6 protein-coding genes are annotated in these 12,619 nt (G+C 63.0%); all 6 read left to right on the top strand.

The window, feature by feature from the left end:
- The first annotated feature begins 9 nt into the window (after positions 1 to 9).
- The 6 genes from MKZ87_RS05970 to MKZ87_RS05945 all read left to right on the top strand — a co-directional run bounded on the left by MKZ87_RS05970 (position 10) and on the right by MKZ87_RS05945 (position 12,521).
- Complete coding sequence (locus MKZ87_RS05970) at positions 10 to 1,797, top strand: type I secretion system permease/ATPase (RefSeq protein WP_266200409.1); 1,788 nt, start codon at positions 10 to 12, stop codon at positions 1,795 to 1,797.
- Positions 1,794 to 3,143: an HlyD family type I secretion periplasmic adaptor subunit gene (locus MKZ87_RS05965; RefSeq protein WP_085703001.1), complete on the top strand. Its 1,350-nt coding sequence runs from the start codon at positions 1,794 to 1,796 to the stop codon at positions 3,141 to 3,143. The genes MKZ87_RS05970 and MKZ87_RS05965 overlap by 4 nt, the downstream gene beginning before the upstream one ends.
- A gap of 2 nt (positions 3,144 to 3,145) precedes the next feature.
- Positions 3,146 to 4,513: a TolC family outer membrane protein gene (locus tag MKZ87_RS05960; RefSeq protein ID WP_085696202.1), complete on the top strand. Its 1,368-nt coding sequence runs from the start codon at positions 3,146 to 3,148 to the stop codon at positions 4,511 to 4,513.
- 55 nt (positions 4,514 to 4,568) lie between these two features.
- The gene (locus tag MKZ87_RS05955; RefSeq protein WP_266200408.1) at positions 4,569 to 7,520 is read left to right on the top strand and encodes an autotransporter domain-containing protein; all 2,952 of its coding nucleotides are present in this window, start codon (positions 4,569 to 4,571) and stop codon (positions 7,518 to 7,520) included.
- Between the two features lie 168 nt (positions 7,521 to 7,688).
- Positions 7,689 to 10,775 (top strand): autotransporter serine protease, encoded by a 3,087-nt coding sequence (locus tag MKZ87_RS05950; protein ID WP_085702999.1) that lies wholly within the window; start codon positions 7,689 to 7,691, stop codon positions 10,773 to 10,775.
- Between the two features lie 57 nt (positions 10,776 to 10,832).
- Positions 10,833 to 12,521, top strand: coding sequence for a polyurethanase (locus MKZ87_RS05945; protein WP_266200407.1), 1,689 nt, complete (start codon positions 10,833 to 10,835; stop codon positions 12,519 to 12,521).
- Positions 12,522 to 12,619: the final 98 nt, after the last annotated feature.

Here is a 12,619-nt window from a genome sequence, read left to right as displayed (position 1 = left end):
GAATGATCAATGAAGATGGCGAAGGCCCCAGCCACCGCTCCCTTATTCAAGGCATTGGGTGACTATAAAAGCATTCTGATCAGCGTCGGATGCTTTACCGCACTGATTAACGTGCTGATGCTGGTGCCCTCCATATATATGCTGCAGGTCTATGACCGGGTGTTGTCTTCGCAAAACGAGACCACCCTGGCGATGCTGTCGCTGATGGTCGTGGGTTTCTTTGCCTTCATCGGGCTGCTGGAAGTGGTGCGCAGCTTTATCGTGATCCGCATCGGCAGCCAGCTGGAGCGCCGTTTCAATCTACGGGTCTATCAGGCGGCGTTCGAGCGCAACCTGTTCAAGGGCGAGGGCAACGCCGGGCAGTCGCTGGGCGACCTGACCCACATTCGCCAATTCGTCACCGGGCCCGCGCTGTTCGCGTTCTTCGATGCGCCGTGGTTCCCGGTCTATCTGTTCGTGATTTACCTGTTCAACGTCTGGCTCGGCGTGCTGGCCACGGCGGGGGCGCTGCTGCTGATCGCGCTGGCGTGCCTGAACGAATACATGACCAAAAAGCCGCTGGGCGAAGCTGCCGGTTACTCGCAGAAATCCAGCCAGTTGGCCACCAGCCATCTGCACAACGCTGAAACCATTCAAGCCATGGGCATGCTCGGCGCCTTGCGCAAGCGTTGGTTCCAGGTGCATTCGCGCTTCCTTGGCCTGCAAAACCAGGCCAGCGACACTGGCGCAGTCATCAGCTCGTTGAGCAAGACCTTGCGTCTGTGCCTGCAATCGCTGGTGCTGGGCCTCGGCGCATTGCTGGTGATCAAGGGCGACATGACCGCCGGCATGATGATCGCCGGCTCCATCCTGATGGGCCGGGTACTGAGCCCGATCGACCAGTTGATCGCCGTATGGAAACAGTGGAGCGGGGCGAAGCTGGCTTACCGCCGCCTCGATGCGCTGCTGCAAGCCTTCCCGCCGAGCGATGACGCCATGGCGCTGCCGGCACCGAAAGGCCAGATCACCTTCGAACAAGTCAGCGCCGGTCCTCCGGGACAGCGTGCCGCGACCCTGCACATGGTCAATTTCAACCTGGCGGCCGGTGAAGTGCTGGGCGTGCTCGGTGCCTCCGGCTCAGGCAAATCGACCCTGGCACGGGTGCTGGTCGGCGTATGGCCGGCCCTCGGCGGCACAGTGCGCCTGGACGGCGCCGACATCCATCGCTGGAACCGCGATCAGCTCGGCCCATATATCGGCTATCTGCCGCAAGACATCGAATTGTTCAGCGGCAGCATCGCCGAGAACATCGCCCGCTTCAGTGAAGCTGATCCGCAAAAGGTCGTGGCGGCCGCGCAACAGGCCGGCGTACACGAACTGATCCTGCGCATGCCGCAAGGCTACGACACGCAACTGGGCGAGGACGGCAGCGGTTTGTCCGGCGGCCAGAAACAGCGCGTGGCACTGGCCCGTGCGCTATACGGCAACCCGAGCCTGGTGGTGCTGGACGAGCCGAACTCCAACCTCGACACCGTCGGCGAAGCCGCATTGTCCAGCGCGATCGTGCAACTCAAGGCCCAAGGCACCACCGTGGTGCTGGTGACTCACCGTTCTTCGGTACTGGCCCAGGCCGACAAGCTGTTGGTGCTCAACGACGGTCGCCTGCAAGCCTTCGGCCCGAGCCATGATGTGCTCAAGGCCCTGTCCGGCAACCCGCCCGGCAACTCGCCACAACAAAGCGAAAAACCTGCACAGGCACCGGCCGGGCTCAGCATGAGCCGACAGTATCAGCCGACGACAAGGAATTCGGGTGTATGAGCAGCGCGAACATGAACACGCAAAACGAAGCGACGATGGAGCACGCGTACATCACCGAGCGGCCGGAGCGCGATGCGAAGTTCTTCGCCCGCATGGGCTGGATTCTGGCACTGGTCGGCGCCGGCAGTTTCTTTACCTGGGCGGCGTTGGCGCCACTGGATCAAGGCATTCCGGTGCAAGGCACCGTGGTGGTGTCGGGCAAGCGCAAAGCAGTGCAGTCGATGAGCAGCGGCGTGGTCAGCCGGATTCTGGTACGCGAAGGCGAGATCGTGAAGCAGGGCCAGCCGCTGTTTCGCCTCGACCAGACCCAGGTCGCCGCCGACGTGCAGTCGTTGCAGGCGCAATACCGCATGGCCTGGGCCAGCCTGGCGCGCTGGCAGGCCGAGCGTGACAACCTCAAGCAAGTGACCTTTCCGGCAGAACTGAGCGACAACGCCGATCCGCGTCTGGCACTGGTGCTCGAAGGTCAACGGCAACTGTTCAGCAGCCGTCGCGAAGCGTTCGCCCGTGAGCAGGCCGCTCTACGCGCCAGCATTGAAGGCGCCACTGCACAACTGGCGGGCATGCGTCGCGCCCGTACTGATCTCAACGCCCAGGCCGACTCGCTGCAACAACAGTTGAGCAACCTGCAACCGCTGGCAGACAACGGCTACATCCCGCGTAACCGCTTGATGGAATACCAGCGCCAACTGTCGCAGGTGCAGCAGCAACTGGCCGAGAACACTGGCGAAAGTGGCCGGGTGGAGCAGGGCATCCTTGAATCGCGATTGAAACTGCAACAGCACGGCGAGGAATACCAGAAGGAAGTCCGCACCCAACTGGCCGACGCGCAACTGAAAAGCGTCACGCTGTCCGAGCAACTGACCTCCGCCGGTTTCGACCTGCAACACAGCGAAATCCTCGCCACCGCTGACGGCGTGGCGGTCAACCTCGGCGTGCACACCGAAGGCGCCGTGGTGCGTCAGGGCGAGACCCTGCTGGAAATCGTCCCGCAAGGGACGCGCCTGGAAGTCGAAGGGCACCTGCCGATCAACCTGATCGACAAGGTCGGCACCCACCTGCCGGTCGACATCCTGTTCACCGCGTTCAACCAGAGCAAGACGCCACGAGTGCCCGGCGAAGTCAGCCTGATTTCCGCCGACCAGATGGTCGACGAGAAAACCGGTGTGCCGTACTACGTGTTGCGCAGCAGCGTCAGCGATCAGGCCATGGAGAAACTCAACGGTCTGGTGATCAAACCCGGCATGCCGGCGGAAATGTTCGTGCGCACTGGCGAACGTTCACTCCTCAACTACCTGTTCAAGCCGCTGCTCGACCGCGCCGGTTCCGCGTTGACCGAAGAATAAGGATGTTCGGCTGTATGAATAAGCTTTCCATGCTGGCGGCAGCGTTCGCGCTGCTCGCGGGCAACAGCGCAGTGGCGGCCATGGGGCCGTTCGAAATCTACGAACAGGCGTTGCGCAATGACCCGGTGTTCCTCGGGGCGATCAAGGAACGCGACGCAGGCCTCGAAAACCGTGCCATCGGCCGCGCCGGCCTGTTGCCGAAACTGGGTTACAACTACAACAAGGGTCGCAACTCGTCCAAGGCCACGTCCCTCGACGAACGCGCGCGCAACCGCACCGATGACCGCAACTACAGCAGTTACGGCTCGAGCCTGACCCTGCAGCAGCCGTTGCTCGACTACGAAGCCTACGCGGCGTATCGCAAGGGCGTGGCCCAGTCGCTGTTTGCCGATGAGAACTTTCGCGGCAAGAGCCAGGAACTGCTGGTTCGCGTACTGGATAACTACACCAAGGCCTTGTTTGCCCAGGATCAGATCGACATCGCGCAGGCCAAGAAGAAGGCGTACGAGCAGCAGTTCCAGCAAAACGAGCACATGTTCAAGCAGGGCGAGGGCACCCGCACCGACATCCTCGAAGCCGAGTCGCGTTACGAACTGGCGACCGCCGAGGAAATCGAGGCGCGCAACGAGCAGGACGCCGCGTTGCGGGAACTGGGCGCACTCGTCGGGGTGCCGGCGGTGGACATCAGTGATCTGGCGCCGCTGGATCAGAACTTCCAGACCTTCGCCCTGATGCCGGCCAACTACGACACCTGGCACGAACTGGCGATCAGCAACAACCCGAACCTTGCGTCCCAGCGTCAGGCCGTGGAAGTGGCGCGTTACGAAGTCGAGCGCAATCGCGCCGGGCATCTGCCGAAAGTCAGTGCCTACGCCACGATGCGCCAGAACGAGTCGGAAAGCGGCAACACCTATAACCAGCGTTACGAAACCAACACCATCGGTTTCGAAGTCAGCGTGCCGTTGTATGCCGGCGGCGGGGTATCAGCCTCGACCCGTCAGGCCAGCCGCACCATGGAGCAGGCCGAGTACGAACTGGACGGCAAGACCCGCGAGACGCTGATCGAATTGCGCCGCCAGTTCAGTGCCTGCCTGTCCGGAGTCAGCAAATTGCGCGCCTATCAAAAGGCCCTGACCTCGGCCGAAGCGCTGGTGGTGTCGACCAGGCAAAGCATTCTCGGCGGCGAGCGGACCAACCTCGACGCGCTGAACGCCGAGCAACAACTGTTTACCACCCGCCGCGACCTGGCCCAGGCACGCTATGACTACCTCATGGCCTGGACCAAATTGCATTACTACGCGGGCACCTTGAGCGAACAGGATCTGGCGCGGGTGGATGAGGCCTTCGGACAGGGCCCACGAACACAATGACGCTGTAGCGTTTACGCAAAAGCTTCAACCCAAAACAACAAAAAGAGTGGTGAACATGGACGTACGCATCAAGCCGATTTCGGTCGGCACCCTGCTGCTTGTGATTTCTGCAAACCCGGCCCAGGCTCAATACCTCGACGCCGGCAAACCCGGCGATCCCGCCAGTTGGCGCAGCGCCGAATTTCTGCGTGACTGGGGCCTGGGCCGGATGCAGGCCGATCAGGCCTACGCCGTCGGCATTACCGGCAAGGGCGTGAAGATCAGCGCGCTGGACTCCGGTTTCGACGCCGCCCATCCCGAATTCGCCAGCGACCGTTATCACCCGGTGCTGGCCAGCGGCAGCTACCTCGACGGCTCGCTGTTCAACGTCAACGGCACCCTCAACCCGAACAACGACTCCCACGGCACCCACGTGGTCGGCACCATGGGCGCGTCCCGCGATGGCACCGGCATGCATGGCGTGGCGTACAACGCGCAAATCTACGTCGGCAACACCAACAAGAACGACAGTTTTCTGTTCGGCCCCAATCCTGATCCGCGCTACTTCAAAGCGGTGTACGACGCCCTGGCCGACGCCGGCGTGCGGGCGATCAACAACAGTTGGGGCAGCCAGCCGCCGGATGTCAGCTACCGAACCCTCGCGGACCTGCACGCCGCGTACGCCCAGCACTGGAACAAAGGCACCTGGCTCGATGCGGCGGCGGACGTTTCCCGTCGTGGCGTGATCAACGTGTTCAGCGCCGGCAACAGTGGCTATCCGAACGCCAGCGTCCGCTCGGCGCTGCCGTACTTTCAGCCGGATCTGGAAGGCCACTGGCTGGCAGTCTCGGGACTCGATCAAAGCAATCAGCAGAAGTACAACCAGTGCGGGATCGCCAAGTATTGGTGCATCACCACGCCGGGGGCGAAAATCGACAGCACCATTCCCGACGGCGGTTATGCGATCAAGTCCGGCACGTCGATGGCCGCGCCGCATGCCACCGGGGCGCTGGCGCTGGTGATGGAACGTTATCCGTACATGAATAATCAGCAGGCGCTCGAAGTGCTGCTGACTACCGCCACCCAACTCGACGGTTCGGTGACCGACGCGCCCACCGAGCGAGTCGGCTGGGGCGTGGCCAACCTGTACCGGGCGATGCGCGGGCCAGGGCAGTTGCTCGGGGCGTTCGACGCTAATCTGGCGGCCGGGCAGAGCGATGTCTGGAGCAACGACATCAGCGACAAAGCACTGATCCAGCGCCAGAGCGAAGACCTCGCCGAGCGCAGCGCCTGGCAGCAGACACTGCAAAGCAAAGGCTGGCAGAACGGCCTGCCGGCAGGCGCCACTCAGCAGGATCAGACCGATTACGCCGTGGGCATGGCCCGTGATGCAGCGGCTTCCACTCGGGTTTATCAAGGCAGTTTGATCAAGTCCGGCGACGGGCGACTGATTCTGACCGGTAACAACAGCTATCGCGGGCCGACCACGGTCAATGGCGGCCTGCTGACGGTGAACGGTTCGCTGACCTCGGCCGTGACCGTCAATGACGGCGGCGCCCTCGGTGGTTCCGGGCGAATCGGCGCGTTGACCGCCAACAGTGGCGGCCGCGTGGCGCCGGGCAATTCCATCGGCACGTTGAACGTGGCCGGTGACGTGAGCTTTGCGCCGGGTTCGACCTACGCCGTGGAGTTGTCTCCCACCGGCAGCGACCGCATCGTCGCCGGCGGCACCGCGTCCATCAACGGCGCCACCGTGAGCCTGTCGCTGGAAAACAGCCCGACCTTGCTCAGCACCACCGAGGCCAGAAGCCTGCTCGGCCAGCAGTACGACATTCTGCAAGCAGCCGGCGGCATTCAGGGTCGGTTCGGTGCGGTGCTGCCGGATTACCTGTTTATCGGTGGCCGCCTGGCCTACAGCGACAACGGTATTGGCTTGAATGTCGAGCGCAACGGGACATCCTTTGCCAGTGTCGGCCAGACCCCGAATCAGCGCGCCGTGGGCGCCGCCGTGGAAGGCATGGGAGCGGGCAATTCCGTGTACGAAAGCCTTCTTTTGTCGGCCACCGCCAGTGACGCCCAACAAGCCTTTCAACAGTTGAGCGGTGAAATCTACCCGGCCCTTGGCTCGGTGCTGATCAACGACAGTCGGCAACTGCGCGACGCCATCGGCGAACGCCTGCACGATGCCCAAGCCACGCAAAACAACGGCTGGATCAAGGCGTTGGGCGCGTGGGGCAGCACCGATTCGCGCCAGGACACCGCCAGTTACAGCACCTCCATTGGTGGCTTGCTGGCCGGTGTCGACGGCGCGCTGGACCAGCAAACCCGCATCGGTCTGGTCACCGGTTACAGCGACAGTTCGCTGAGCATGGGCTCGGGCACGCATTCCTCGGCCAAGGTCGACAGCTATCACCTCGGCGCCTACGCCGGACACGACATCGGTGCCTGGCGTCTGAGCACCGGCGCCGCTTACAGCTGGCATCGCGCCGATGTGAAACGTGATTTGCAGTACGGCGACTTCAGCGCCAGGCAGAAAGCCAAGGTCGATGCCGCCACTACTCAAGTGTTCGGCGAGGCAGCTTATCGGCTGAACCTGCAACCGCTGGCCCTGGAGCCGTTCGCCAACCTGGCCTACGTACACCTCGACACCGACGGCTTCACCGAGAAGGGCGACGCCGCCGCGCTGCACAGCGGCGACGATCAGCGCGACGCAGTGTTGAGCACCCTCGGCGTGCGGGCGATCAAGACTTTTGACCTGCCGTCTGCGCAGAAACTGGAAGTGAGCGGCCATCTGGGCTGGCAGCACAGCCTGACCGACATCGACTCCGAACAGCATCTGCGCTTCGCCAGCGGCAGTACGCCGTACACGGTCGAAAGCTCGTCACTGGTGCGCGACGCTGCACTGGTCGGCTTACAGACCAGCCTGGCGCTGACCCGCGACGTGCGGATCAACCTCGATTACACCGGACAACTGGCCAGCCGCGAGAAGCAGCACGGTGTGGGCCTGAGCCTGAACTGGCAGTTCTGACTCACCGAGAGATGATCGTTCCCACGCTCCCGCGTGGGAATGCAGACCGTGACGCTCCGCGTCACTGGACGCGGAGCGTCCCTAGAGGCATTCCCACGCAGAGCGTGGGAACGATCACGAGGCTGAATACACGGATTTTTGTGCAACATCACTAAGGAAGGTCGCTGGATGAAAAACAACAACACACCCGCGCAATCGGGTGGATGCTTTCGCCTGAAAACTCTCAATTTCGCTTTGCTCTGCGCGCTGGCCACCTGGGGCAGCGCACACGCCGCGCCCTACGTGGAAAGCGGTCGGGCAGGGGATCCGGGCAGTTGGCGCAGCGCCGAATTCCAGGCCGACTGGGGCCTGGACGCCATCGGTGCGGATTACGCCTACGCCGCCGGCTACACCGGCAAAGGCGTGAAACTGGGAATTTTCGACCAGCCGGTCTACGCCGTGCATCCGGAGTTTTCCGGTAGCAACAAGGTCGTCACCCTGGTCACCTCGGGGATCCGCGAATACACCGACCCGTACATCCCGGTCAAAGCCGGGGACGCGTTCCGCTATGACGGTTCGCCCTCGGTCGGTTCCGACGGCAAGCTCGGCGCCCACGGCACCCACGTCGGCGGTATTGCCGCCGGCAGCCGTGACGGCGGGCCGATGCATGGTGTGGCGTTCGGCGCGCAGATCATCAGCGCCGACAACGGCGACCCGGGCCCGGAAGACGGCATCGTGCTCGGCAATGACGGCGCGGTGTACAAGGCCGGCTGGGATGCGCTGATCGCCAGCGGCGCACGGATCATCAACAACAGCTGGGGCATCGGCATCACCGACCGCTTCGACCTCGGCGGCCGTGACCCGGCGTATCCGCATTTCACCGTCAACGACGCGCAAGTGCAGTTCAACGAAATCCGCACACTGCTGGGCACCAGACCCGGCGGCGCCTACGACGGCGCAATCGCTGCCGCACGCAGCGGAATCGTGACGATTTTCGCAGCGGGCAACGACTACAACCTGAACAACCCGGACGCCATTGCCGGCCTCGGTTATTTCGTGCCGGATATCGCGCCGAACTGGATCACCGTCGCCGCCCTGCAAAAGAACCCGGATCTGGCCAGTGCCAATCCGTACATCATGAGTACGTTCTCTTCGCGCTGCGGCTACACCGCGAGTTTCTGCGTCTCGGCACCGGGTACGAAAATCTTCAGCTCGATCATCGAAGGCACCAACGCCGACAACCTGACCACCGGCTACAAGAACTACAACGGCACCTCGATGGCCGCGCCGCACGTGGCCGGCTCCATCGCCGTGCTGATGGAGCGCTTCCCGTACATGTCCGGCGATCAGGTCGCCAGCGTATTGCGCACCACTGCGACCGACCTCGGCGCACCGGGCATCGATGCGTTGTACGGCTGGGGCATGATCAACCTGCGCAAGGGCATCGACGGCCCGGCGATGTTCGTCACCGAGCAGGACATTCCCGAAGAGTTCCGCATCCAGGGCGCTTACGGTTCCGGCCAGTTCGTGGCCGATCTGCCGGGCATCGGCGCGATCATCGATGCGGGCAAGCCCACCGAGCGCGTGTGCAACGACATCACCTGCGGGCTCGACACCTGGCGCAACGACATCTCCGGCCATGGCGGTCTGACCAAGCAAGGCATCGGCACTCTGGTGCTGACCGGCAACAACACCTACAGCGGCCCGACTCTGGTCAATCAGGGTCGACTGGCAATCAATGGCTCGCTGCAATCGGCGGTGACGGTCAATGACGGCGGTATTCTCGGCGGTAACGGCCGGATCGCCGCGCTGACCGCCAACCGCGGCGGCACCGTGGCGCCGGGCAATTCCATCGGCATCCTGAACGTGGCCGGTGATGTGACCTTCGCGCCGGGTTCGACCTATGCGGTGGAAGTGTCGCCGACCAGCAGCGACCGCATCGTCGCCGGCGGCAAAGCGGTGATCGAAGGCGCAACCGTGACCATGTCGCTGGAAAACAGCCCGACGCTGTTGACCACGGGCGAAGTGAAAAGCCTGCTTGGCACCCGATTCAACATCTTGCAGGCAGCGGGCGGGATTGAAGGGCAGTTCGGACAAGTGTTGCCCGACTACGCGTTCCTCGGCGGTACCCTGGCTTACTCGGCGAGCGGTGTGCAACTGGACGTCGGACGTAACGGCGCCTCGTTCGCCAGCGTTGGCCTGACCCCGAACCAGCGCGCGGTCGGTGCTGCCGCCGAGCGCCTCGGCGCCGGCAATGCGTTGTTCGAAACCCTGTTGCTGTTGCCGTCGGCGGCCGCTGCGCAGGATGCCTTCCAGCAACTGTCCGGCGAGATTCACCCGGCCATCGGCACGCTGCTGATCAACGACAGCCGCTACCTGCGCGATGCCGTGGGCGAACGTCTGCGTGAACGGGATGTGTTTGATGCCAATGCACCGACCGATGACCGCAGCAATGCCTGGGTCAAAGTGCTGGGTTCATGGGGCAAGAGCGATGGCGGATCGAAATACGCCGATTCCACCAGCTCCATCGGCGGCCTGCTGGCCGGCGTCGACGGCTTGATCGCTGAAGATACCCGTCTGGGTTTCGTTACCGGTTATAGCGACAGCTCGTTGAACATGGGCGAGGGTACGCATTCGTCCGCGTCGGTCGATAGCTATCACTTGGGTGCATACCTGGGACATCAGATCGATGCGCTGCGTCTGACCGCCGGTGCGGCCTACAGCTGGCATCGCATTGACGTCAAACGTGACCTGCAGTTCGGCGGCGTCAGCGGCAAACAGAAAACCAAGCGCGATGCGACCACCGCGCAAGTGTTCACCGAAGCGGCCTACGACCTGGGCCTGCAACCGATGAACCTGGAACCGTTCGCCAATCTGGCCTACGTGCACCTCAACAGCGACAGCTTCACCGAGAAGGGTGATGCCGCCGCACTGAAAGGCGGTGAAGACAACCGCGACGTGGTGTTGTCGACCCTCGGTGTGCGGGCCAAACGTACCTTTGCCCTGTCGGAGAAACACCAGCTGGAATTGGGCGCAAGCCTGGGCTGGCAGCACAACTTGAGCAGCGTGGACTCCGACAGTCACTTGGCTTTCGTCAATGGCAACAGTGCGTTCACCGTGCAAAGTGTGTCGATGGATCGGGATGCAGCGGTGGTCGGCGTGCGCGCCGGGCTGGCGCTCAATCGCGATGTCCGGGTCAACCTGGACTACAACGGGCTGATCGGCTCCAACGAAAAGGATCACGGTGTGGGCCTGACGCTGGACTGGCAGTTCTAGGGTGTAACGGCAGTTCTTCAGAGAACTGCCGTTTTTGAAAGGAAGAGAGAGCACAACATGGGACTGTTCGATTACAAAAATGCCGACGGCAAAGCGCTGTACAGCGATGCCATCGCCCTGACGCTGTATGCCTACACGCCGACCGGGCAGGCTTTGCCCGGCACCGGCTGGAAGCCGATCGGCGCCACGGCGCTGGGCTATCAGGGCAAGGTCGGGGCGCAGGGCACGTTCTTCGGCGAGAAGGACGGCTTCACCAGTGCCGAAGCCGAAGTGCTCGGCAAGTACGACGCCGCGGGCAAGCTGATCGGCATCGGCGTGGCCTTCCGGGGCACCGGCGGACTGGGTTACAGCGACACTTTTGGCGACATGAAAAACAATCTGCTGGCCGCCATCGGCCCGACGGATTACGCCACCCAGTACGCGAAAAACGCCTTCGACAACCTGCTGAAATCGGTGGCGGCTTTCGCCATCGCCCACGGCATCGCGGCCAGGGACGTGCTGATCAGCGGCCACAGCCTCGGCGGTCTAGGGGTCAACAGCGTGGCGGAGCTGAGCGCGAGCAACTGGGGCGGGTTCTTCAAGGATGCCAATTACATTTCGTTCGCCTCGCCGACCCAGAGCAGCACCGGCACCAACGTGCTGAACATCGGTTATGAGAATGATCCGGTGTTCCGCGTGCTCGACGGCACCACGTTCAGTACCGCGTCGATGGGCAAGCACGACAAGCCGCACGACTCGACCACCGACAACATCGTCAACTTCAACGACAACTACGCATCCACTGCGCAGAACCTGGTGCCGTTCAGCATCGCCAATCCGCTGAACTGGTCGGCCCACAGCTCGCTGGGGTATGCCGACGGCCTGAATCGGGTGATCGCGTCGAAGTTCTACGGCCTGACGCACAAAGACTCGACGATCATCGTCTCCAACCTTGAGGAAGCGTCGCGGGGCAAGACCTGGGTCGAGGATCTGGGCCGCAGCGGCGAGCCGCACACCGGCAGTACCTTCATCATCGGCACCGACAGCGGCGACTGGCTAAAGGGCGGGGCGGGCAACGACTTTCTGGAAGGCCTGGGTGGCGATGACCGTTTCCGTGACGATGGCGGTTTCAACATCCTTCTCGGTGGTCAGGGTCACAACACCTTCGAACTGCAAAAGCCGTTGCAGAACTTCAGCTTCGCCAACGACGGCGACGGCACGCTGTACGTGCGTGACGCCTACGGTGGCATCAGCATGACCCGCGACATCGGCGCGCTGGTGAGCAAGGAGTCGGGGTCGTGGTGGGGCAGCAAGGACATCACCTGGACCGTCACCGCCAAAGGCCTGGCCGACGGTGCCGAACTGACCCAGTACAACCACTCGCTCAGCGGCGGCGCGATGGGCGACACCCTCAAAGCCACCGCTGACGGCGACTGGCTGTTCGGCCTGGGCGGCAACGATCACCTGCAAAGCGACAAGGCCCACGTGACCTTCGTCGGCGGCGCCGGCAATGACGTGATGAGCGCGGTGGGTGGCAACAATACCTTCCTGTTCAGCGGCGCGTTTGGCTTCGACGCGATCAATGGCTACCAGGGCAGCGACAAACTGGTGTTCATGGGCGTCGAAGGCGCAGGGCAGGGCTACGACTACAAGCAACACGCGTCGCAGTCCGGAAGCGATACCGTGCTGAAGATTGGCGATTTTGCCGTGACGCTGGTCGGGGTCGGTGTGGCTAATCTGTCGGATTCGAGTTTCGTCTTCGCCTGACAAACCTTGTGGGAGCGAGATTGCTCGCGAAGAGGGCGTGTCAGTCACCCAACCGGTAACTGACAGACCGCTATCGCGAGCAAGCTCCCACATTGTCA

This window comes from Pseudomonas sp. MCal1, from assembly GCF_026341415.1.
Taxonomy (GTDB): domain Bacteria; phylum Pseudomonadota; class Gammaproteobacteria; order Pseudomonadales; family Pseudomonadaceae; genus Aquipseudomonas.
This window is presented reverse-complemented; position numbering and strand designations above follow the sequence as displayed.

What these genes read in the sequence shown, in the direction of transcription:
- MKZ87_RS05965 (WP_085703001.1), top strand. Translation starts at nt 1,794, where the DNA reads ATGAGCAGCGCGAACATGAACACGCAAAACGAAGCGACGATGGAGCAC.
- MKZ87_RS05945 (WP_266200407.1), top strand. Translation starts at nt 10,833, where the DNA reads ATGGGACTGTTCGATTACAAAAATGCCGACGGCAAAGCGCTGTACAGC.
- MKZ87_RS05970 (WP_266200409.1), top strand. Translation starts at nt 10, where the DNA reads ATGAAGATGGCGAAGGCCCCAGCCACCGCTCCCTTATTCAAGGCATTG.
- MKZ87_RS05950 (WP_085702999.1), top strand. Translation starts at nt 7,689, where the DNA reads ATGAAAAACAACAACACACCCGCGCAATCGGGTGGATGCTTTCGCCTG.
- MKZ87_RS05955 (WP_266200408.1), top strand. Translation starts at nt 4,569, where the DNA reads ATGGACGTACGCATCAAGCCGATTTCGGTCGGCACCCTGCTGCTTGTG.
- MKZ87_RS05960 (WP_085696202.1), top strand. Translation starts at nt 3,146, where the DNA reads ATGTTCGGCTGTATGAATAAGCTTTCCATGCTGGCGGCAGCGTTCGCG.